Source organism: Flavobacterium pedocola, from assembly GCF_053764385.1.
In genome coordinates, this window is the sequence record NZ_JBSNCR010000002.1 from 1 (window position 1) to 20,872 (window position 20,872).

Consider the following 20,872-nt stretch of genomic DNA (forward strand, 5'->3'; position numbering starts at 1 on the left):
ATGGGCTCCAACTGGTGGAACTGCGGCTACCGCTACAGGATTAGCTGCCGGAACCTATACGTGTACCATCACCGATGCTAATGGATGTCAGACCACGAGATCTTTCACTATTAATCAACCAGCGGTAATCGACAGCAGCGTTACATTAAGTGGTTCAACGCTAACCGCTAATCAGACCGGTGCAACTTATCAATGGATTGATTGCAACAATGCAAATGCTCCTGTAGGAGGCGAAACCAACATAACATTTACACCTGCCATCAGTGGAAATTATGCTGTAATTGTTACTATTGGAAGCTGTACTGCTACATCCATTTGTACCAACGTTCTTGATGCAGCTACTTTTGAAACAGCTCCTTCTTTGGTAGTTTACCCGAATCCGACTAATGGCGTAATTAACATAAAAACCAATTTCGAAGGAAGGTTCCAGATTATGAACCAATTAGGACAGATTGTAAAATCATTCACAACTTTTTCAGGGGTAGAACAAACAATTGAAATTAATGCTGCGGCAGGAGTTTATTTCCTAACAGGCCAATCCAAAGACGGTAAAACCGTTAACAGGAAAATTATTCTTGATAAATAAACTGATTTTTCAGCCACTACTTAAAGACCGGTACGTTTAAAAACCTACCGGTCTTTTTATTTACAGGGTTAAATCACTTCCAAAAACAGGTGTTTTCACGCATAAATCCCATTTATTTAATAGATAGTTTTGAGGAAAGTAAATAACCACTAAATCATATAATCATGTCAGAACAAACTTCACAAAGTCAAGTTGCCGCAGCGCAAACTGTACCTTCTCAGGCAACATTTTCATTGGTTTTAAGCCATTTGTACAAAGGAGTAAAACCAGTAATCGCAAATGCAAACTGTGTGTTTTCCTATTCCTGGAATTTCGAAAAAAATATGGGGCTGGCCCAATTGGTTTCCATTGACAATTGCGAACTGAACATCACTTTACATCCGATGGGCATTCAGGGCTATTTGGATTTCATGTCGGATATGCCACCAACCTCAGTGGTTATTAACGGGCAAAGAGTGGTTTTGAACCGTATCATTTTAAACGTTGAATTGGCTACCAACAAACGAAGCGGCGGCATCATGTTCAATGAAAACGGTGACACCATCCAAACCACTGATAATTTCAATACTGCAAAAGCGGCATTTTAACCGGTTTGATTAAAAAACACAAAAGCTGTCCAATGGACAGCTTTTCTAGTATTATTTTTGATCTGAATTCTTAAAACGGGACATCACTGTCGTCATCAAAACTGTTCATATTGCTTCCGAAGGCATCATTTGGACTCGGCAGATTTGGCGTTATAAACGGATTATCATCCATATTCATACCCGAAGGAATAGCGTCAAAAGAAGAACCAAAATCGTCCAGATTGTCGAATTTACCTAAACTTCCGATGAATTTCAAACGGATATTGTCCAGTCCACCATTACGGTGTTTCGCCACGATAAACTCTGCCTGACCTTGTGTTGGCGTACGTTCTTCATCATCCCATTCGTCAATTTTATAGTATTCCGGACGGTAGATGAACGATACAATATCGGCATCCTGCTCAATCGCTCCGGACTCCCTTAAGTCGGAAAGCAACGGTCGTTTGCTCGCCCCACGGGTTTCCACGGCACGCGATAACTGCGAAAGTGCAATCACAGGAACGTTCAACTCTTTTGCCAATGCCTTCAAGTTTCGGGAAATGGTTGAAATCTCCTGCTCACGGTTTCCGCCTCCTTTTCCGTTTCCACCGGCTGTCATTAGCTGAAGGTAGTCGATTACAATCATCTTAATCCCGTATTGGGAAGCCAGACGACGCGCTTTTGCACGCAAATCGAAAATGGAAAGTGATGGGGTATCGTCAATATATAAAGGGGCTTTTTCCAGATCTTTCACTTTGATGGAAAGTTGCTCCCATTCGTGTTTTTCTAATTTTCCGGTTCTCAGTTTTTCAGAAGACAATCCGGTTTCGGAAGAAATCAAACGCGTAATCAACTGAACGGAGGACATCTCCAGAGAGAACAATGCTACCGGAGCTCCTGCATCTATCGCCATGTTTCGGGCCATCGACAATACGAAAGCGGTTTTACCCATACCCGGACGTGCTGCGATAATGATCAAATCGGAAGGTTGCCAACCAGAGGTTAATTTGTCCAGATCGTGGAAACCGGTCGGGATTCCGCTCAAACCTTCTTTATTGGCTATTTCCTCAATTCGCTTTTTGGCCTGAATCACCAAGCTTTGCGCCGTTTCCGAACTTCTCTTGATGTTTCCCTGTGTTACTTCATATAATTTAGATTCGGCTTTGTCCAGCAAATCAAAAACGTCGGTAGTTTCATCGTACGATTCTTCAATGATTTCAGAGGAAATACGGATCAGGCTTCGCTGGATGAACTTCTGAAGAATAATTCTGGAATGGAACTCAATATGTGCCGAAGAGGAAATTTTCTGCGTCAGCTGGATCAGGTAAAAATCACCACCGGAAAGTTCCAGTTTGGCGTTCTTTTTTAACTGTGCGGAAACGGTTAATAAGTCAATCGGCTGGGTATCGTTAAACAACTGAACGATAGCCTCAAAAATGTATTTATGGGCATCTTTGTAAAACGCTTCCGGACTTAAAATATCGATTACCTCATCTACCCCTTTTTTGTCGATCATCATCGCACCAAGCACCGCTTCTTCAAGGTCCAGCGCCTGTGGTGGCAGTTTCCCTTTTTCAAGGTTAATGATGGTAGTTTTATCCACTTTAACAGGGTTTATATTTCTGAGGTTTTCCATGCTGCTAAATTAGCCAATTTTTAGAGAAATTAAATTTGAGTTGTTAATAAACCATTGTTAACAACTCGCCTTTCATTGTTAATAAGTCAAAAAAAATCCGAAGCGGTAAGGCCTCGGATTGTATGCTTTGCGAACAGGCGGTTTTACTCTTTATATTCGCCCATTTTGCTGTATTTATCCATTCTCTGCGCTACTAATTCCACTGTTGATAAATCTTTCAGTTCATCAAAGGCTTTAAGAATGTATTTCTCTACAGTTTTGAATGTTGTCTCTCTGTCGAAGTGTGCTCCACCAAGTGGTTCCGGAATGATATCGTCCACAAGGTTCTGTTTCTTCATATCGAAAGCAGTCAGCTTCAAAGCTTCTGCAGCCTGCTCTTTGTATTCCCAACTTCTCCAAAGGATGGAAGAACAAGACTCCGGTGAAATTACAGAATACCAGGTATTCTCTAACATATAAACTTTATCACCAACTCCGATTCCTAAAGCGCCTCCTGAAGCTCCTTCCCCAACAATAATGGTAATAATCGGCACTTTTAAACGGATCATTTCCAAAATATTACGGGCAATTGCTTCTCCCTGACCTCTTTCCTCAGCTTCCAAACCAGGATAAGCTCCCGGAGTATCTACCAAAGTGATTACAGGAATACCGAATTTCTCAGCCATTTTCATCAAACGCAATGCTTTGCGGTAACCTTCAGGGTTTGCCATACCGAAGTTACGGTACTGACGGGTTTTAGTATTGTATCCTTTCTGCTGCCCAATGATCATAAACGATTGTCCGCCGATTTTTCCAAGCCCGCCGATCATCGCTTTGTCGTCTTTCACTCCTCTGTCACCAAAAAGTTCCAGAAAAGTATCCCCGCACAAAGCTCTTACGTGGTCCATGGTATAAGGGCGGTTCGGGTGTCTGGAAAGCTGTACACGCTGCCAGGCAGTAAGGTTTTTATATATCTCTTTCTTAGTTTCTTCTAATTTCTTCTGGATCTGCTTACAGGTATTGGAAACGTCTACATCCGATTCCTGACCAATAATCTGGCATTTATCCAATTGATCTTCAAGTTCTTTAATCGGAAGTTCAAAATCTAAGTATTCCATTTTGTCTGATTCTTTTGATTTTAGTTTGCCCGACAAAGATAAAATTTTCATTTTACATTGCGGGAACTATTTCGTAATTAGTTTTTAACTTTCTTGTAATTTTTTATTACACCGTTTAAGACAACTGTTACCAATATAATTGAGGCTCCAATATAAAATTCAGGGCTCATTTTCTCGCTGTTGGTAAAAACCAGAATCCCTAAAACGATACCGTAAATCGGTTCCAGGTTAATGGTAAGCATTACCGTATAAGGTGTTAGATATTTCATCACTTTAACCGATGCCAAAAAAGCATAAGCAGTACAAATCGAACCTAAAACCAGCAACCACATTAAATCTTTAAGCGACAGTTGAAAGAAATCTGCGGTAAAACTACCGTTGGAGAGCAAATAGAGCGAAAAGAAACCCACTCCGCCGAGCAATTCATAAAAAGTAATTATCGCCGCATCGTTATCCTTTGCGAACTTTCCGTTGATTACTGAAAATAAGGCAGATAAAAAAGCTGATGTTAAAGCCAGCAGAATCCCTTCCACATAATTACCTTCCACCTTAAAAATGATACTAAGTCCCAAAACCACCAGAAGCCCGAAAAACACTTCATAGAGCACCACTTTTTTCCCGTAAAAGATCGGTTCTAAAATGGAGGCAAAAAGTGCGCCGGTAGACAAACAGGCCAGGGTTACGGAAATATTAGAAACTTTAATCGCCTGAAAAAAAGTGAACCAATGCATCGCAATGACCAAGCCCGAAAAAAGAAAGGCAACGGCAAGTCGATTTGAAATCTTTAACGATATTTTGGAAGCCTTTATATACACAAATATTAAGGAAACGGCTATTAGCATCCGGTACCAAACCAACGGCAAGGCGTCCAGGGTAATCAATTTTCCTAAAACTGCTGTAAATCCCCAAACAAATACTATAAAATGGAGATGAAAATAACTTTTTAATTTATCGTTTGGCATTTCGAAGTAAATAAACCGCTAAGAATCCGAAAATAACATTTGGCAACCATACCGCTACAAAAGGAGGAATACTGGAAGCTTCTGCAAAAGCACCGAAAACCTTATCAAAAAAGATAAACGTAAAGGCCAGGGCAATCCCCAAAGCCAGATTAATTCCCATACCGCCGCGGCGCTTCATCGAAGAAACCGCTACTGCGATAATCGTTAAGATGAAAGCCGAAACCGGCAAACTGTATTTTCGGTATTTCACAACCATATAACGGTTGATATTTGAAGAACCTCTTACTTTTTCTTTCTCAATGAAATTATTCAGCTCGCCAAGTGTCATGGTTTCTGCAATGTAAACTACCGGTGTTAAATCATCAACATCGAAATCAAGTTTCATTTTTCGCTGTTCGGCAGAAATCAACTGATCATCCAGCTCCCCTACAATTCTTTTTTTAAATCCGAACAAAGAGTAGGTACTGTCCTGCTCGTTCCACCTGATTCGATTCGCAGTAATTTTATACTCTAATTTGTTATCGTTAAACTTTTCCAGAGAAAAATTAAAACCCATTTTAGAAATGTAATTGAAGTTGCTCACATAGATAAACTCGTCCTTACTGATCTGACGGTAAACATCCATATTTTCGCGCACCTTCGGATTGTTTTTCAGATAGGTGTACCTGAAATCATTATACCCTTTACTGGCACTCGGTACTAAAACCAATGCCATCAATAAGGCAAAAAGCGAAACAATCGTTGCTCCAATGATATAAGGACGAAGAAATCTTGTATAGGAAATCCCCGAACTCAAAATCGCGATAATCTCTGTGTTATTGGCCAGTTTTGAGGTAAACCAAATCACCGACAAAAACAGGAATATCGGGAAAAGCATGTTCGCAAAATAAACAGTAAAATCCAGATAATACAGTAAAACGTCCTGAAAAGGCACTTTGTTTTCAATCATCTTGTTTACCTTTTCGGAAACATCAATGATAATCCCAATCGGGATAAAAAGCAGCAACATTACCGTGAATGTCACCAAATATCTTCTGAGAATGTACCAGTCAATTATCTTCATTGAACTACCGAATTCTGATTTCTGATTTATAAACGCTGATTCATGTTACGCACCATCATTTCTTTCCACTGACGGAAATCTCCGGCTAAGATATGCTTTCTGGCCTCACGAACCAACCACATATAAAACCCTAAATTGTGTATAGTGGCAATCTGTTTTCCAAGATATTCATCTGCAGCAAACAGGTGACGCAAGTAGGCTTTAGTATATTCCGTATCTACAAACGTATGTCCCATTTCATCGATAGGTGAAAAATCATCCGCCCATTTTTTATTTTTGATGTTGATGGTTCCGTTCGCCGTGAACAACATTCCGTTTCGTGCGTTTCGCGTTGGCATTACGCAGTCGAACATGTCAATTCCAAGGGCGATATTTTCCAAAATATTGATTGGTGTTCCCACACCCATCAGATAACGCGGTTTGTCTTCCGGAAGAATTGCCGTAACCACTTCAGTCATCGCGTACATTTCTTCTGCCGGTTCCCCTACCGAAAGTCCTCCGATAGCATTCCCCTGTGCTCCTGCATTGGCAATATATTCCGCTGATTGGGCACGTAAATCTTTATAGGTACTTCCCTGAACAATCGGAAAAAATGTTTGTTCGTATCCGTATTTAAAAGGTAATTTTTCCAGATGATTGATGCAACGGTCCAGCCAACGGTGTGTCATGTGCATAGAACGTCGCGCATAATGATAATCACAAGGATAAGGTGTACACTCATCGAAAGCCATGATAATATCGGCTCCGATGGTGCGTTGGATTTCCATAACATTTTCAGGAGAAAAGAAATGATACGATCCGTCGATATGCGATTTGAATTTCACCCCTTCTTCTTTAATCTTACGGTTGGAAGAAAGCGAATACACCTGATAACCACCGGAATCGGTTAAAATATTACGGTCCCAGTTCATGAATTTATGCAATCCGCCTGCTTTTTCAAGGATTTCGGTTTGTGGTCTTAAATATAAATGATAGGTATTTCCCAAGATGATATCCGGATTGATATCGTCTTTCAATTCTCGCTGATGCACTCCTTTAACAGAAGCAACGGTTCCCACCGGCATAAAAATAGGCGTTTCAATTACCCCGTGATCTGTGGTGAGAAATCCTGCCCTTGCTTTGGTTTGTGGGTCTTTTTGTACTAAATCGAACTTCATATAAACATTTTACAATCGGCAAAGATAAAAGAATTGTGAGTTATGAATTATGAATTATGAATTTAATTAACATCTGCTTGAAATTCCAAATTCCAAATAACCAAATCCTCAAATAACCGAATCAACAAATAACGAAACCTTCAAATAACGAATCAACAAATCCACAAATAACCGAACCCGCAAATACCAAAAATCTCAATTATCTGATTATCTTTGCACCAGTTTAACTTTTACACTCACAATGAAACCTAACATTCAACAATTAAGCAATTTAACGATTCAGGTCAGAAGAGACATTCTTCGTATGGTTCACGCTGTAAATTCAGGTCACCCGGGAGGTTCCCTGGGCTGTACCGAGTTTTTGGTAGTGCTGTACAAACACCTGATGGAGCGCAAACCGGAATTTGATATGGACGGTATTGGCGAAGACATCTTCTTCTTGTCAAACGGACACATCTCACCAGTATTTTACAGTGTTTTAGCCCGCAGCGGTTATTTTCCGGTAAAAGAATTAGCCACCTTCAGAAAACTAAATTCAAGATTACAGGGACACCCTACCACTCACGAAGGGCTTCCAGGTGTTAGAATGGCATCAGGTTCATTAGGACAAGGATTGTCTGTGGCTATCGGAGCTGCTCAGGCTAAAAAACTAAACAAGGACAACCATTTGGTTTATGCCTTAACCGGTGACGGTGAATTACAGGAAGGTCAAAACTGGGAAGCTATCATGTATGCATCGGCTAAAAAAGTGGACAACTTAATTGCAACCGTAGATTTAAACGGAAAGCAGATTGACGGTTCCACAGACGATGTACTTTGCATGGGCGATTTAAAAGCGAAATTCGTAGCTTTCGACTGGGATGTAGTGGAAATCAAAGAAGGAAACAACCTTGAAGCCATCATTGCCGGAATGACACACGCAAAATCATTGACCGGAAAAGGAAAACCGGTTTGTGTTTTACTACATACCGAAATGGGTCACGGAGTGGATTACATGATGCACACGCACGCTTGGCACGGAAAAGCACCTAACGACGAACAGTTAGCTGCCGCCTTAGCACAAAACTATTCTGAAGACGAAATCGATTACTAGAATTAAGATTGACAATTTTTAATTTCTGACAGCAGAATTTTTAAATCTTTCAATTTTTAAATCTTTCAATTACAATTCAAATGAAAAAATATACAAATACAGGAAGTAAAGATACCCGTTCCGGTTTTGGAGCAGGAATGACCGAACTAGGTCAGAAGAACGAAAATGTAGTGGCGTTATGCGCAGACTTGATCGGTTCTTTAAAATTTGACGATTTCAAAAAAAATCACCCGGAGCGTTTTTTCCAGATTGGAATTGCAGAAGCCAACATGATCGGTATTGCTGCCGGTTTAACAGTAGGCGGTAAAATTCCTTTCACCGGAACATTCGCCAACTTTTCAACTGGACGTGTGTACGACCAGATTCGTCAGTCGGTTGCTTATTCGGATAAAAATGTAAAAATCTGTGCTTCTCACGCAGGTCTAACTTTAGGGGAAGACGGAGCAACGCACCAGATTTTAGAAGACATCGGCTTAATGAAAATGTTACCAGGAATGACTGTAATCAATACATGTGATTACAACCAGACTAAAGCGGCAACGATTGCATTGGCAGACCACCACGGTCCGGCTTATTTACGTTTTGGCCGTCCGGTAGTTCCAAACTTCACTCCTGCTGATGAGCCATTCGTAATCGGAAAAGCAGTTATGTTAAACGAAGGAACTGATGTAACCATCATCGCAACAGGCCACTTGGTTTGGGAAGCCCTAATTGCTGCTGAAACATTGGAAGCAAAAGGAATTTCTGCAGAAGTAATCAACATCCACACTATTAAACCTTTGGATGAAGAAGCTATTTTAAAATCGGTAGCGAAAACCGGTTGTGTGGTTACTGCGGAAGAGCACAATATTTTAGGAGGTTTAGGAGAAAGCGTTTCAAGAGTACTTTCTTTAAACAACCCGAAACCACAGGAATTTGTTGCTGTTAATGACAGCTTCGGAGAATCCGGAACACCAGAACAATTAATGGACAAATACAAGCTGAACAATCAGGCGATTGTGGAAGCTGTGGAAAAAGTAATGAAAAGAAAATAATTCCTTTTTACATAAAATAAAAAAACCGCTCAATGAGCGGTTTTTTTATACTAGCCTCCGTAGGGAGGTTTACAGTTTATATCTAAATGTCTTCTAACACGTGCCGGCTCTGTAAAATCTGCCGGAACAGGTGTTGAACCCGGACCTGTAAAACATCTTGGAATACCCTGAGTCTCGTCAACTAAAGGAGTAGCCGGATCATCAACAGACGCCCCGAAATAAGGGTAATAAAAAGTACGAACCGTACTTGGAGTCGTACTATTATCCGTTACATCATATTTAATTTCATTTTTAGTCAGATAACCATCCTGATCATCGTCTTCATCACCAAAATCAGGGATTTTATCACCATCACTGTCCAACAAAGTCCCGTCTGCATTAATAACGTACTCATAACGCGATGGAATTTTATCATTGTCATGATCAAGATACGTAACCTTGTTCAGGTTAAAAATGAAAACCAATGGCGAATAAGCTGGTATTTTTGCAGTAATTCTATTGTAATATCCTAATCCTGAAGGCAAAAACATAATTCCTGATCCAAAATTAGAATGCGTAATGGTTCCGTCTCCGTTAAGTGTATTTACTCCAGCTCTGAATTCAGGGAACGTATAGCTCCAACCTTTAACCGTCTCAATTAAATTCAATTCCACTGCATTAGGCGTGTATTCAAACTGAGTCCCGTCTAAAAGCAAACCGTTATAACTTGCCAGGATTTTGTCTACACCGCTAGGCTTATCTCCATCAGCATCCGTATCACCCTTAGTATCCAGTTTCAAATAGTAAACCTTAAAGTCAATATCGTATAATTTTACGATTTTACTCAATAACGGATACGTAGTCTGATCCCAAATAGAAACCGTATGGGTAGCATCTTTAGGAGCGATTGTAACCTCTCCCACTTCAACTTCCCCATTTAAATTTGTATCATTAACCTCAACATAATTAGCTTTCAGATACGCTTCAATTTTTGCCAAATCTTCAGGGTACACTTCAGCATGAGGTCTTGCCGGTGTTGCTCCCGAAGAATCATCCTTCTGACAACTGGCAAAAACCAAAAGAGAACACATACCTAAAACGGAAAAAATCTTATTCATCATAACTTGAATTTTAATGGCGCAAGATACAATTTTACTTTATTTTTGTACTACTATTAACATTGATTTTAACGAATTCCGATGAGAATTGACAAATATTTATGGTGCATACGCTATTACAAAACCCGAAGTATCGCCACAGAAGCCTGCAAAAAAGGGCATATCACCGTCAACGGACAAGAAGCAAAACCTTCCAGGGATGTTTTTCCATCCGATAAAATCACCTTGCGAAAAGACCAGATTAATTACGTTTTGACCGTGTTGGATATTCCGGAAAGCCGTGTTGGAGCCAAACTGGTCGACATTTACCGCAAAGACGAAACACCGCCGGAAGCTTTCGCCCATCTGGAAATGCTGCGGCTTTCAAAAGAACATTACCGCACCAAAGGACAGGGTCGTCCTACCAAAAAAGACCGCCGCGACATTGATGATTACACTTTAGACCCTGAAGACAATGAACTTGAATAAAGACTATTGGGAAAACCGCTATCAGACAAACGATGCAGCCTGGGATGTTGGAACCATCACAACACCATTAAAAGAATACATTGATCAAATCCAGGACAAAAACCTTAAAATCCTGATTCCCGGCGCAGGCAACGGACATGAGGCAGATTATCTGTATTCGAAAGGCTTCACTACTATTTATGTGGCCGATTTTGCCGAAACACCACTCCGAAACCTTAAAGAACGTATCCCGGGTTTTCCAAAAGAACATCTTATCCAAAGCGATTTTTTCGAACTGGAAGATACTTTTGACTTAATTCTGGAACAGACGTTTTTCTGCGCGTTGAACCCTTCTCTGCGGAAGCAATATGTTTCCAAAATGCATTCTTTATTGAAACCGGACGGAAAGCTTTTCGGGCTGTTATTCAACTTTCCTTTAACAACAGAAGGCCCGCCCTTTGGAGGCAGCAAAGAAGAATACCTGGATTTATTTTCGGAACAGTTTACAATTAAAACACTCGAAAGCGCTCACAACTCAATCAAACCACGCGCCGGAAGAGAACTGTTCTTTATCTTTCTTCCAAAATAATAATTAACTCTCAGAAAAAGCAACCTCGTTAAAAATTCTTTATTTTTGGATGGAATATAAACAACGTCCTTTTAAAGAGGTTTGACGCAAAACAACAACACCGCATGAAAAACATCATTTTAAACAAAACAGAGATTCAGCATAAAACCAAACGCATGGCTTACCAGATTTACGAAACTTTTGCCGATGAATCCGAGGTAGTTTTGGCCGGTATTGCCAACAGCGGTTATACGTTTGCCAAAAAAATCGCTTCCGAGCTGGAACAGATCTCTGATCTTAATGTAATCCTATGTGAAGTACAAATCAACAAAAACAATCCGCAGGACGAGATTATCACTTCGCTGAAGAAAGAAGAATATGAAAACAAAGGCTTAGTACTGATTGACGATGTTTTAAATTCAGGAACCACTCTTATTTATGGTGTAAAACACTTTTTGGATGTTCCGCTGAAAAAATTCAAAACCGCAGTGCTGGTAGACCGCAATCATAAAAAATATCCCGTAAAAGCAGATTTCAAAGGCATTTCTTTATCGACTTCCTTACAGGAACACATACAGGTTGTTTTTGAAAACGAAGACGAATACGCCTACTTAAGCTAATCCGTTTTTTATTTCGCTGACAATTTCCGAAGGTGTTTTAGCATCAACCGATACAATTGCTTTCGACTGATGGTAAAAGTAGCTTCGCTCGAACAAATGCTTAGCAACAAACTTTTCAAATTCGGCATCGTCCATCTTCGCAATAAGCGGACGATGTTTTTTTTCGGGCAACAATCGCTTTACAAGCTCGCTAACGGACGATTTCAGATAAACCGACTCAATGCCTTCCTGCTGCAAAAAAAGATGGTTATTCGCATAACACGGCGTTCCTCCACCAAGACTCAACACAAAATCCTGATCCGAAGCCAGTATTTCTTTCAGGGATTCGTGTTCCAGCTTCCGGAATTTCAATTCTCCGATTTCCGAAAACAGTTCTGAAATGGTTTTTTGGGTGTTTTTCTCAATGATATGATCCAAATCATAAAAAGGAATCCCCATACTTTCGGACAATAATTGCCCGATTGTTGTCTTTCCGGAGCCCATATAGCCTACTAAAACAATTTTTTGCATTCGAATAAAACCTTATAAATTAAGCGCTTAAGAAAACGTTTTAAAAAAAAGTCAAATTTATAATAAATTTCCCTTGGAAAATAAATAATACGCCTTATATTTGCACCCGCAATCAGGAAATGATTACAGACTCGGTAGCTCAGCTGGTAGAGCACATCACTTTTAATGATGGGGTCCTGGGTTCGAATCCCAGCCGGGTCACGAATAAATGAAAATAAAAGAAAAAGTGTAAAGCTTGCTTTTAAACTTTTTTGTTAGTTTCATTTTCAAAGCGGAGCTTTGAGGGATCAACGAAGTTAATCCTATTTAAAAAATATTTCCTGATAATGCAAGACTCGGTAGCTCAGCTGGTAGAGCACATCACTTTTAATGATGGGGTCCTGGGTTCGAATCCCAGCCGGGTCACGAAAGTCAAACAGTTTTGTTTGACTTTTTTTGTTTAAGGCCACGTGGAGAAATTGGTAGACTCGCCATCTTGAGGGGGTGGTGTCGCAAGACGTGTCAGTTCGAATCTGATCGTGGTCACGAATAAATAAAACCCAGCATGAAACTATAAAATTTATTTTAAAAGTTTTGTGCTGGTTTTTTATTTTCAAAGCGGAGCTTTTCAGAAGGACGAAGTCAATCTGATCGTGGTCACTTAAACCTCATATAATTGCATAAAAAAAGTCCCAAATCCGGGACTTTTTTTTATTATTTAAACAACTCCTGTAAAGGTTTGAGTTGGTCTACATCGATATTGGATTTCTGCATCAGCTGAAGCATTTTCATTACCGTAGTTGGATTCATATCGTTACCGGTAATCCGGACAACCGCCAAACCGTTTTCTTTCATGCTTCCGTAAAGAATAAACTCTTCAATGTGTTCATCCTTGCCCACACATTTAAATTCGGCTCCGTCTTTTCCTAAATTCACCTTAATCAACGACTCGTATTTCTTATCGTTTAATATGGTAGCGATTTTTTCTTTCTCCGCCTGAATCTCGTTCCCGTTCTTTCCATCAGCTTTCATCGTCAGGATATTCACCTTCTCGAAGGCCCCCAAAACTTCTTTTTCATCATTGGAAAGTTTCGCTTTTTCAAGATTCAGTATTGTCGGTGAAACATCCATCACCGTAAAACCTTTACTTTCGCTCTTTTCTACAAAATATTTCTGTAAAGTCGGTTTTTGCTCACACCCTATAAGTGCAAGAGCCGCAACCCATAATAAAAGCAGTAATCGAATCATATATTACTTTTTAGAGGCTTTTTTCAAAGAATCACCACCCGGCAACTTCATTTTCTCAGTAAGGGCAGAAATCTCATCTAAGTCAAAATTACCTGTTAAAGATAATAAAACAGTTTCATTCCCTTTCACATTTACACCGTCAATGAACATTAAAAGTTCTTTTACCTGACTGCTGGTTGCTCCGGATTTCACATAAATTTTTACTGTTTTTCCACCATCGTTTACCCGCATCAATTCATCAAGCGGATTGGATTTCAAATAAGTACCCACAGTCGACTTCATATCAGAAGACCATTTTGCATTATTGGTAGTAAACACTCTTAAATTGTCTAATTTCTTAAGCAAAGACATATAGGTTTGCGCTTCTTTGTCGGAAGCATCCACTTTTACCTTACTCATTAATTCGAACATTTTCTTATTTACAATGACAGCTTTAACACCTTCCGGCCCGTCGTATTTATCGAAGGCAGACTGGGCAAACATTGCTGTTGAAAACAAGGCTATAACTACTGTTAAAAATAATTTCTTCATTTTTTGATTATTTAAAGATTGTTTTTGTTGTTTGATTGTACTCATGAACGTATTCGATACTTTTCACTCCGTCATTCACGTTTTCAGAAACCATCTGAAGTGCTTTTTGCGTTTCGGCGAAAGCCACCTCCGGATCATCAAAAGTCCCTAAGTCCTGCTGATGGGTCGGTTCCTGCGTCATAAAGAAATAAGCTCCGGCTAAGACTGCCACACTGGCCGCCACAGATAACCACGCTACATAATTTCGTTTTCTGGGTTGTAGTGGTACTGTTTTGGTGAACTGTTCCTGTTTAGCCTGACCGAAGTAACCGAAAACCGCACGATAGTTTTCCAAATGGGGCGCCACATTTGAAGAGGAAAAGTACGCTTTAAGCTCCTTCTCTTCGGCGATGCTGGTTTCTCCTGAAAAGTATTTTTCTATTAGTATTTCAATGTTATGCAATTCCATAATTGTGTTTTTTAACCAATTGTTCTCTAATTTCTTTCCTTGCTCTTGAGAGCGCTACCCGAACCGCTGTTTCATTCATATCCAGTATCTGGGCAATTTCGGCAAACTCATATTCTTCCACATCCCGCATCTGAATAATCAGTCGTTGTTGTTCCGGGAGGGACGCTATGATTTTTTCCACCCAGTTCCAACTGTCTTTGTCTTCAATCTGTTTCTGAACGCTTGCACTTCGGTCTGAATAATTACTGTGAACTATTTGCAAATTTGATGCCCTTTTTGATTTCAGCTGATCCAGACAGTAATTTTTGGTCATCGTCATCGCAAAAGCTTCCACACTTGAATATTTGGAAAGTGTTTCATTATTATTCCACAACTTCACCAAAACCTCCTGAGTTGCATCCTCGGCCTCTTCGGTGCTTACCAGCAACCGTTTGGCCATCCGGAACAGCTTGTCTTTAAAAGGAGAGATCAGTTTCACAAACTCCTGCTGATTCATAATTTATATTAGGTTGGTTTTGGTTTATACAATCAAGACGAACTACTCTTTGGTTTGTTACAAGGTACAATAAAAATTTTTCAAACTTTCCCTAAAAAGGAAATCCCGACTCGTTTGAATCGGGATTGACATACATGAAAAAATATAATTACTATTAAAAAAGTATGTTCAGACCTACTTTGAAATTTCTTCCACGGGTGCTGTATCCTCTTGCTTCCACAAAATCTCTGTCTAAAATATTGTCTACAGCCATAAACATGTTCATTCTGTTTTTCAACAACTCGTAACGGATATTAGCATTCCATAACTGATACTCGCTCAATTTCTCTGTAACCAATATTCCTTCCCAGGTAACCGGATCATAAACGGTATACTGAGTAATTCTGTCGGAAACATACTGATACGACACATTAAACCCTAAACGGGATGAGGCACGATAATCAACCGAAGCATTCCCTTTGTGCTTTGGATTAAGGACTCTTGACTGTCTTTCAAGTTCTGAAAAAGTATAATTTGCAGTAAACTTAATATTGTCATTCAAAGCATACGAAGCCGTAGTCTCCACTCCTTTTACAATATTTTTCCCGTCTACATTGAAATACTTATACGTAATCAAATCGAACCCGATCGCTTCTTTTTCTTCTCTGTGAAAAGCCACGGCATTCAGTGTGATTTTTTTCTTAAGTAACGCCACTTCAAAACCTGCTTCAGCTGTTGCATCTTTTTCAGGACTTAATTCCAAATCACCATAAGGAGAATACAACTGGTACAAACTAGGCGTAACGAAAGCTGTACTGTACGAAGCCAAAAGCTTCAAAGGTAAATTTGAAAAGTTATACGAAGGATTAATGTTATACACCAGGTTATTACCATATTTACTGTGAATGTTATAACGCGCACCGGCATTTAGGTTCAAACCGAAATCCGAAGTATAAACCCCAGTAACATAAGGATCGATCATGTTGAATTTCGCCACTTCGTTCGGAATGTTGTCATACGGGCTTTCGTTCGACATTTCGTGAAACTGGAACTGTCCTCCGGTAACCACAAACAATTGGGACATTACCTGATATTTATTAAAAACATCCGCATTTACACTTCTTGACTTGTAGTTGAACATGGTTCCGTAAGAGAAGATTTCTCTTTCAATCATGTTTGCTCCGGAATTGATCACGAACTCTCCTTTATTGTATTTGTATTTAGGAGAAAAACCAATTCTGTATTGCTCAGATTTACTGAAGTTCTCACTGTCATCTGCATAAGAACCACCGTCAAAATCATTTTTCATACGGTCGTAATTTGCAAATACATCGAAAGCTAATTTTTTAGTTGGTGTAAAGCCCAATTTAACCATCGAATTAATTCTTGAAAAGCGATCGTCTTCAAAAGTTGTACTAGGATCGAACGGTTTTGCTTCTGAAACACCTTTACTCTCCGTGCTGTTCAAGGCCGCGTAATAGTTGAATTTCTCTGTGTTTCCGTTAAAGGAAAACCCTTGATTGAATTCTTTAGGACGGTAGTTAGATTTTCTGGCCACCGTATGAGTCCCCATATTAATATAAGCATTTCCGGCGATATCCTTTTTAGCTGCTTTTTTCAAGGTAATATTGATCACTCCGGTTGCTGCACCTGAACCGTACAAAGTACTTGACGCGCCTTTCATGATCTCTATACTTTCGATCTGTTCAACCGGCAATAAACGTAAATCGTAAGAAAGACTGATTCCGGAAGCATCCGTTACCGGCACACCGTCAATTAAAATTAAAACCTGATGATTTCTTCCTCCGCGGATGTAAAGTCCTAAATCTTTTCCGGTACGGCTCTGATTTCCGTTGATTTCAACACCGGCTACCGTACTCAATACTGCCGCAACGGACTGTCCTTGCTTTTTCTTTAGATCTTCTGCAGTGATTTTAGTGATTACTTTTCCTGATTTTTCTTTTGGCAATTCAAATTTCGAATCGGTAATTACCATTTCATCCAATTTTGTTACCAACTGTTGTTCCTGCGCATAGGTATTCATTGCAAACAATACTGCAAGAGCACCAAAGCGAACCGTTTTTTTGTTCATTTTAGCTTAAAATAATTTAATAATCTGGGAGAAAAGCATAGAATTACCCATACCCAAACTTTTTTTCCCGAAAGTTCGATACTCAATGCATAAAGGCAGGTCTCCTGGCTTGCGTCTTGTTGTCTACCTTCCCGTCTTGTGACAGTGGTTTGCAGTTAACAACAAGCTTTCTAGCTTACAGTTGCGGGTACAGCTTAGGTCTTGAACCTAATTCCCTTTTAAATGGCTCGCAAAAAAAAACGAGTCCATAACCTCAATACGGGTACAAATATAACCTTACAATTGCGAATTATGCAAATTTCCCCTGTTTTTTAATTATTCTGTTACGAAAATTTCTGAAAACAAAATATTTTATAAGTAAAATACTATTTTTTTTAAAGACTACTTGATCATTAGGTTTTTGATGATTTTTTCTTCACCACTGATTACTTCAAGCAAATAATTTCCGGAAGGCAAACCGGTAACAACTAATTGTTCGTGATTTCCTTCTTGAAGAACTTTGATTGCTCTACCCGTCAAATCGTAAAGTTTTGCAGAAAAAGGAGCATTTGAGTTGAAATAAACGACATCCGTTACTGGGTTTGGATAAAATTTGAATTCCACAGCAAAGGGTACCGCCGTCCCAGCCGGTGACGCCATTCTTGCACTTCCCTGATTGATAACGCCCACAGCATCCAAATCGAATCCGCCTGAAGCAAAAGGTGTTGTAAACGGATCGTTCACTTTGTTTCCGTAACTGTCATAGGTAGCATAAGATGCATTGATAGAGCCTACCACATCAATAATTTTCACATGGGTAATGGCACTTTTATTCAACAATGCGTTATCCGCCAGATCTGACAAATCGAAAGGCGTTCCATAACCCAATTTGTATTTTCCGGCAAGATTGTTAAGGTAACGGCAATCCACAGCACCGAAACCGCCAATTTGGGTCGAAGTTTGTGTTTCACTGTGTGCCGGGAATCTGAAAAAATTTGTACCATCCGAACTTACCTCAACGAATGCCAACTCCAAAAAGGTATCAGAAAAACTATTTTCAAAAACGGCAAAATCATAGCCTGTTCCATTAGTAATAGGCTGATTGAAAGTCACCACCGCAGAACCGCCGTCCCCAAGACTCACAACTGTCATGGTACTACCGTTAGGAGAACCAAGTGCCTCGCTTGTTGTCCCGAAACTGGCATTGGCACTGCTTCCGTTGGAAATATCCTGTTTTCCTCTTGTTACCGTTGCGCCTGTTGCCCAAGCCACAAAAGAACCGCTGGTGTAATGAATAGCCGTGGAACCGGATTGTCCGGCAGGTGGCGGATACGATTGCGCATTAGTCATTCCTGCAATTAAGCATACTGTAAGTAAAAGTAATTTTCTCATAATGTGTTATTTGTGTTTAATAATTAATTTTTCTCTTTTTATTTTTTGTTCCGAAAGCAGTTCGACGACATAAATACCATCAGGCAAATCCGAAACCTGAACCGACTGTATATTGCTTTGGACAATGCTTTTCATTAATCGGCCGGACAAATCATAAATTCTAACTGCATCAACCGGAAGCTTATCAAAAAAAATAAGCTGATCTGACGGATTTGGATACATTAAAAAACCATTCTGCTCGAAATCATTTGTACTTAAAACCTGCTGATGAATAACCCCCACGGCTTGCAAATCAAAGCCACCCGCATCAAAAGGCGTAGGATAGGAATCGTTTATGGCGTTCCCGAAATTGTCGTAAGTGGCATAAGCCGGTTCAACACTTCCCACTACATCAATAATTTTCACATGTGTGATGTTTTGCTTGTCTAAAAGCGGATGGTTAGGCATTTCGCTCAAATCGAAAGGTGTTCCGTAAGTACCTTCATATTTCCCAGCCAAATTGTTCAGATAAGGAGCAGAGGGCGTTCCGAAAGTTCCTATTTGGGCATTGGTTGGGGTCTGACTGTGTGCAGGAAAACCGAAAAAGTTAGCCCCATCCGAACTTACTTTTACAAGTCCCAATTCCAGATAACCTGTGTTCCCGTTTTCAAAAACAGCAAAATCAAAGCCCGGGCCGTCGATTATAGGTTTGTTAAAAGTTACCGTTGCCTGCCCGCCATCTCCAAGGCTTACTATAGCTCCCGAGGGAAAGCCTACAGCATTCCCCGCTACTCCGGCACTTGCAAAACCTAAACCAGGCTCTGCAATTTTCTTATAACCTCTTACGATGCTCACAGCAGTCGCCCATCCGACAAAACAAGCATCACTTTTATGGATCGCTGTAGAACCTGACAAGCCGGCTGCAGGTGCATAGGATTGCGCTACAAGTTGCACCGATAAAAACATGACGGCCGATAACGAAATCATCTTCTGCATTACACTTTATTTTACGGCCAGTTTCAGAAGCTGTTTCTGGTTTTCATGACTAATTTCCACCAGATAAATCCCTTTCGACAAGTCCGACACATTAATACCTGAAAGGGTGTATGGTTGCTTTTTCGCCAGTTTACCTGTCAAATCGTAAACCGTCACATTTACCTCTTTATCGGTAGCAATAAAAAACGTTTCAGTTGCAGGATTAGGATAAACCGCAAACTGTAGCGTCTGATTATTTTCATTACTTAAGTTACTTTGATTCGATTTGTAGAAGTGGTTTGGAATATTTCCAACCGTATGAGTGGTAAGCAAAGTCCCGGCGTTGGAATAAACATAGGCAAATCCATTGGCCGCAAATCCGTTTGGATCCGCTATGTAAATTTTGTTGTCGATTATGTCCATTCCATAAATCCCAAGAAAATCCGTAACAGGGGTAGCGATAAAAGCAGCAGTTGGCAATCCCGCATCTGAAAAAGACATTCTGTAAACATTTGCATCAATGGTATAATACAGGTAATCGGCATCTGCATTTAGGTTCAACGGATGCTGAACTCCTGAAAAGACTAACTCCGAAACAACGGTATTGGTTCCCAAATCGACTTTGGACAATTTTCCAGAGGTTTCTCCATTTGAACTCCAAGACGGCATTCCTCCTGACAGTACATACAGATAATTATCTTTTACAAGCATCGAATTAGGCACATCGCCAACCGTGATTGTTGCCACTATTGTTGAAGTCAAAGGATTAACAACTGAAACCGTTGTTCCGTAACCGTAACCGCCTGCATGAGCCACATAAAGTTTACCGTTAATTTCTGCAATTCTTTCCACACCTTCCGGCATTGGAATAGTGCTTTCTATCTGATAGGTTCCTAAATTAATTACCGCCAGATAATCATCTGTAGTAACATAGCCATCGCCCCAACACGTTACATAAGCTTTATTGTTGTAGAAAGCTACATAGCGGGGATTAGTCAGGCCTGTATTTATTGTGGCTTCCGCAACAAAGGTTTCACGGTTAACTACTTTGACGGCATTTGAAAAATTCAATACGACCATGGCGATGTTTTCGTGAAATCCGATACTTTGCCCAACATCCCCCAAGGGACTGTTATTGTTTCTTGCACCGTAAATATTATCCACGACCTGATTGTTCTGATTGATAAAACTCACAGAAGCTGCATTGCTCCCCATATTTCCTTCGTTAAGGACAAAAATCCCATCAAGATAAGCCTGTGACCATCCTTTAAGGCCGAAAACAAAAAGTGTAACTAAAAAAAAGTATTTGTTCATCATTTATGTGAATTAAAAAAGTTT

General features: G+C 40.0%; 22 protein-coding genes, 3 tRNA genes and 1 riboswitch. Of the genes, 10 read left to right on the top strand and 15 right to left on the bottom strand.

What is annotated here, in order from left to right:
* Both ACWPKD_RS04035 and ACWPKD_RS04040 read left to right on the top strand, forming a co-directional pair.
* On the top strand, positions 1-586 hold a 586-nt coding region (locus ACWPKD_RS04035; protein ID WP_455411402.1), incomplete at its 5' end, for a T9SS type A sorting domain-containing protein.
* Between the two features lie 164 nt (positions 587-750).
* Positions 751-1,173 (top strand): hypothetical protein, encoded by a 423-nt coding sequence (locus ACWPKD_RS04040; protein ID WP_455411403.1) that lies wholly within the window; start codon positions 751-753, stop codon positions 1,171-1,173.
* A gap of 70 nt (positions 1,174-1,243) precedes the next feature.
* Here ACWPKD_RS04040 and dnaB read toward each other — a convergent pair whose 3' ends face one another.
* From dnaB to tgt, 5 genes are all read right to left on the bottom strand, one after another.
* Positions 1,244-2,788, bottom strand: coding sequence for a replicative DNA helicase (gene dnaB, locus ACWPKD_RS04045; protein WP_455411404.1), 1,545 nt, complete (start codon positions 2,786-2,788; stop codon positions 1,244-1,246).
* 143 nt (positions 2,789-2,931) lie between these two features.
* Positions 2,932-3,885, bottom strand: coding sequence for an acetyl-CoA carboxylase carboxyltransferase subunit alpha (locus ACWPKD_RS04050; protein ID WP_455411405.1), 954 nt, complete (start codon positions 3,883-3,885; stop codon positions 2,932-2,934).
* 77 nt (positions 3,886-3,962) lie between these two features.
* Positions 3,963-4,847: a DMT family transporter gene (locus ACWPKD_RS04055; protein WP_455411406.1), complete on the bottom strand. Its 885-nt coding sequence runs from the start codon at positions 4,845-4,847 to the stop codon at positions 3,963-3,965.
* Positions 4,834-5,910 carry an LptF/LptG family permease gene (locus ACWPKD_RS04060; RefSeq protein ID WP_455411407.1) on the bottom strand — a complete coding sequence of 359 codons (1,077 nt, stop codon included), beginning with the start codon at positions 5,908-5,910 and terminating at the stop codon, positions 4,834-4,836. Before ACWPKD_RS04060 ends, ACWPKD_RS04055 begins: the two co-directional genes overlap by 14 nt.
* A 26-nt stretch (positions 5,911-5,936) precedes the next feature.
* Positions 5,937-7,067 carry a tRNA guanosine(34) transglycosylase Tgt gene (gene tgt / locus ACWPKD_RS04065; RefSeq protein WP_455411408.1) on the bottom strand — a complete coding sequence of 377 codons (1,131 nt, stop codon included), beginning with the start codon at positions 7,065-7,067 and terminating at the stop codon, positions 5,937-5,939.
* A gap of 241 nt (positions 7,068-7,308) precedes the next feature.
* On the opposite strand from tgt, the gene ACWPKD_RS04070 reads away from it, so the two are divergent.
* Both ACWPKD_RS04070 and ACWPKD_RS04075 read left to right on the top strand, forming a co-directional pair.
* The gene (locus tag ACWPKD_RS04070; protein ID WP_455411409.1) at positions 7,309-8,160 is read left to right on the top strand and encodes a transketolase; all 852 of its coding nucleotides are present in this window, start codon (positions 7,309-7,311) and stop codon (positions 8,158-8,160) included.
* A gap of 80 nt (positions 8,161-8,240) precedes the next feature.
* Positions 8,241-9,194 (top strand): transketolase family protein, encoded by a 954-nt coding sequence (locus tag ACWPKD_RS04075; RefSeq protein ID WP_455411410.1) that lies wholly within the window; start codon positions 8,241-8,243, stop codon positions 9,192-9,194.
* Positions 9,195-9,244: 50 nt separating this feature from the next.
* Here the strand turns inward: ACWPKD_RS04075 and ACWPKD_RS04080 are convergent, their stop codons facing one another.
* Positions 9,245-10,294, bottom strand: a complete 1,050-nt coding sequence (locus ACWPKD_RS04080) for an FKBP-type peptidyl-prolyl cis-trans isomerase (protein WP_455411411.1) — start codon at positions 10,292-10,294, stop codon at positions 9,245-9,247.
* Positions 10,295-10,372: 78 nt separating this feature from the next.
* Here ACWPKD_RS04080 and ACWPKD_RS04085 point away from each other — a divergent pair, with 78 nt between their 5' ends.
* The 3 genes from ACWPKD_RS04085 to ACWPKD_RS04095 all read left to right on the top strand — a co-directional run bounded on the left by ACWPKD_RS04085 (position 10,373) and on the right by ACWPKD_RS04095 (position 11,926).
* Positions 10,373-10,759, top strand: coding sequence for an RNA-binding S4 domain-containing protein (locus ACWPKD_RS04085; protein WP_455411412.1), 387 nt, complete (start codon positions 10,373-10,375; stop codon positions 10,757-10,759).
* A complete protein-coding gene (locus ACWPKD_RS04090; protein WP_455411413.1) occupies positions 10,746-11,327 on the top strand; it encodes a methyltransferase in 582 nt (193 codons plus the stop codon). The genes ACWPKD_RS04085 and ACWPKD_RS04090 overlap by 14 nt, the downstream gene beginning before the upstream one ends.
* A 104-nt stretch (positions 11,328-11,431) precedes the next feature.
* A complete protein-coding gene (locus ACWPKD_RS04095; protein ID WP_455411414.1) occupies positions 11,432-11,926 on the top strand; it encodes a phosphoribosyltransferase family protein in 495 nt (164 codons plus the stop codon).
* On the opposite strand, the gene ACWPKD_RS04100 is transcribed toward ACWPKD_RS04095, so the two are convergent.
* Complete coding sequence (locus ACWPKD_RS04100) at positions 11,918-12,436, bottom strand: shikimate kinase (RefSeq protein WP_455411415.1); 519 nt, start codon at positions 12,434-12,436, stop codon at positions 11,918-11,920. The two genes, ACWPKD_RS04095 and ACWPKD_RS04100, sit on opposite strands and share 9 nt — an antisense overlap.
* A 128-nt stretch (positions 12,437-12,564) precedes the next feature.
* Between ACWPKD_RS04100 and ACWPKD_RS04105 the strand changes: the two genes are divergently transcribed.
* The 3 genes from ACWPKD_RS04105 to ACWPKD_RS04115 all read left to right on the top strand — a co-directional run bounded on the left by ACWPKD_RS04105 (position 12,565) and on the right by ACWPKD_RS04115 (position 12,961).
* Positions 12,565-12,637: transfer RNA gene (locus tag ACWPKD_RS04105), tRNA-Lys, on the top strand.
* A gap of 131 nt (positions 12,638-12,768) precedes the next feature.
* Positions 12,769-12,841 (top strand) — tRNA-Lys (locus ACWPKD_RS04110).
* Positions 12,842-12,879: 38 nt separating this feature from the next.
* Positions 12,880-12,961 (top strand) — tRNA-Leu (locus ACWPKD_RS04115).
* A gap of 168 nt (positions 12,962-13,129) precedes the next feature.
* On the opposite strand, the gene ACWPKD_RS04120 is transcribed toward ACWPKD_RS04115, so the two are convergent.
* The 8 genes from ACWPKD_RS04120 to ACWPKD_RS04155 form a co-directional block, all read right to left on the bottom strand.
* On the bottom strand, positions 13,130-13,663 hold the full coding sequence (locus ACWPKD_RS04120; protein ID WP_455411416.1) for a DUF4252 domain-containing protein: 534 nt from the start codon (positions 13,661-13,663) through the stop codon (positions 13,130-13,132).
* A gap of 3 nt (positions 13,664-13,666) precedes the next feature.
* Entirely contained in the window at positions 13,667-14,194 is a 528-nt protein-coding gene (locus ACWPKD_RS04125) for a DUF4252 domain-containing protein (RefSeq protein WP_455411417.1), read from the bottom strand.
* 7 nt (positions 14,195-14,201) lie between these two features.
* On the bottom strand, positions 14,202-14,642 hold the full coding sequence (locus ACWPKD_RS04130) for a hypothetical protein (RefSeq protein ID WP_455411418.1): 441 nt from the start codon (positions 14,640-14,642) through the stop codon (positions 14,202-14,204).
* Positions 14,629-15,138: an RNA polymerase sigma factor gene (locus ACWPKD_RS04135; RefSeq protein ID WP_455411419.1), complete on the bottom strand. Its 510-nt coding sequence runs from the start codon at positions 15,136-15,138 to the stop codon at positions 14,629-14,631. Before ACWPKD_RS04135 ends, ACWPKD_RS04130 begins: the two co-directional genes overlap by 14 nt.
* Before the next feature lie 154 nt (positions 15,139-15,292).
* Positions 15,293-17,209 (bottom strand): TonB-dependent receptor plug domain-containing protein, encoded by a 1,917-nt coding sequence (locus ACWPKD_RS04140; protein WP_455411420.1) that lies wholly within the window; start codon positions 17,207-17,209, stop codon positions 15,293-15,295.
* Between the two features lie 77 nt (positions 17,210-17,286).
* Positions 17,287-17,480, bottom strand: a riboswitch (cobalamin riboswitch).
* 110 nt (positions 17,481-17,590) lie between these two features.
* The gene (locus tag ACWPKD_RS04145) at positions 17,591-18,580 is read right to left on the bottom strand and encodes a T9SS type A sorting domain-containing protein (protein ID WP_455411421.1); all 990 of its coding nucleotides are present in this window, start codon (positions 18,578-18,580) and stop codon (positions 17,591-17,593) included.
* A gap of 6 nt (positions 18,581-18,586) precedes the next feature.
* Positions 18,587-19,555 (bottom strand): T9SS type A sorting domain-containing protein, encoded by a 969-nt coding sequence (locus tag ACWPKD_RS04150; protein WP_455411422.1) that lies wholly within the window; start codon positions 19,553-19,555, stop codon positions 18,587-18,589.
* Positions 19,556-19,561: 6 nt separating this feature from the next.
* Complete coding sequence (locus ACWPKD_RS04155) at positions 19,562-20,851, bottom strand: T9SS type A sorting domain-containing protein (RefSeq protein ID WP_455411423.1); 1,290 nt, start codon at positions 20,849-20,851, stop codon at positions 19,562-19,564.
* Positions 20,852-20,872 lie beyond the last annotated feature (21 nt).

Excerpts from the sequence above, each read along its gene's own strand:
- ACWPKD_RS04150 (WP_455411422.1), bottom strand. The coding sequence starts at position 19,555 with ATGCAGAAGATGATTTCGTTATCGGCCGTCATGTTTTTATCGGTGCAA.
- ACWPKD_RS04140 (WP_455411420.1), bottom strand. The coding sequence starts at position 17,209 with ATGAACAAAAAAACGGTTCGCTTTGGTGCTCTTGCAGTATTGTTTGCA.
- ACWPKD_RS04125 (WP_455411417.1), bottom strand. The coding sequence starts at position 14,194 with ATGAAGAAATTATTTTTAACAGTAGTTATAGCCTTGTTTTCAACAGCA.
- ACWPKD_RS04155 (WP_455411423.1), bottom strand. The coding sequence starts at position 20,851 with ATGATGAACAAATACTTTTTTTTAGTTACACTTTTTGTTTTCGGCCTT.
- ACWPKD_RS04085 (WP_455411412.1), top strand. The coding sequence starts at position 10,373 with ATGAGAATTGACAAATATTTATGGTGCATACGCTATTACAAAACCCGA.
- ACWPKD_RS04120 (WP_455411416.1), bottom strand. The coding sequence starts at position 13,663 with ATGATTCGATTACTGCTTTTATTATGGGTTGCGGCTCTTGCACTTATA.
- ACWPKD_RS04060 (WP_455411407.1), bottom strand. The coding sequence starts at position 5,910 with ATGAAGATAATTGACTGGTACATTCTCAGAAGATATTTGGTGACATTC.
- dnaB (WP_455411404.1), bottom strand. The coding sequence starts at position 2,788 with ATGGAAAACCTCAGAAATATAAACCCTGTTAAAGTGGATAAAACTACC.
- ACWPKD_RS04100 (WP_455411415.1), bottom strand. The coding sequence starts at position 12,436 with ATGCAAAAAATTGTTTTAGTAGGCTATATGGGCTCCGGAAAGACAACA.
- ACWPKD_RS04135 (WP_455411419.1), bottom strand. The coding sequence starts at position 15,138 with ATGAATCAGCAGGAGTTTGTGAAACTGATCTCTCCTTTTAAAGACAAG.
- ACWPKD_RS04050 (WP_455411405.1), bottom strand. The coding sequence starts at position 3,885 with ATGGAATACTTAGATTTTGAACTTCCGATTAAAGAACTTGAAGATCAA.
- ACWPKD_RS04090 (WP_455411413.1), top strand. The coding sequence starts at position 10,746 with ATGAACTTGAATAAAGACTATTGGGAAAACCGCTATCAGACAAACGAT.
- ACWPKD_RS04040 (WP_455411403.1), top strand. The coding sequence starts at position 751 with ATGTCAGAACAAACTTCACAAAGTCAAGTTGCCGCAGCGCAAACTGTA.
- ACWPKD_RS04080 (WP_455411411.1), bottom strand. The coding sequence starts at position 10,294 with ATGATGAATAAGATTTTTTCCGTTTTAGGTATGTGTTCTCTTTTGGTT.
- ACWPKD_RS04055 (WP_455411406.1), bottom strand. The coding sequence starts at position 4,847 with ATGCCAAACGATAAATTAAAAAGTTATTTTCATCTCCATTTTATAGTA.
- ACWPKD_RS04075 (WP_455411410.1), top strand. The coding sequence starts at position 8,241 with ATGAAAAAATATACAAATACAGGAAGTAAAGATACCCGTTCCGGTTTT.
- ACWPKD_RS04130 (WP_455411418.1), bottom strand. The coding sequence starts at position 14,642 with ATGGAATTGCATAACATTGAAATACTAATAGAAAAATACTTTTCAGGA.
- ACWPKD_RS04145 (WP_455411421.1), bottom strand. The coding sequence starts at position 18,580 with ATGAGAAAATTACTTTTACTTACAGTATGCTTAATTGCAGGAATGACT.
- tgt (WP_455411408.1), bottom strand. The coding sequence starts at position 7,067 with ATGAAGTTCGATTTAGTACAAAAAGACCCACAAACCAAAGCAAGGGCA.
- ACWPKD_RS04095 (WP_455411414.1), top strand. The coding sequence starts at position 11,432 with ATGAAAAACATCATTTTAAACAAAACAGAGATTCAGCATAAAACCAAA.
- ACWPKD_RS04070 (WP_455411409.1), top strand. The coding sequence starts at position 7,309 with ATGAAACCTAACATTCAACAATTAAGCAATTTAACGATTCAGGTCAGA.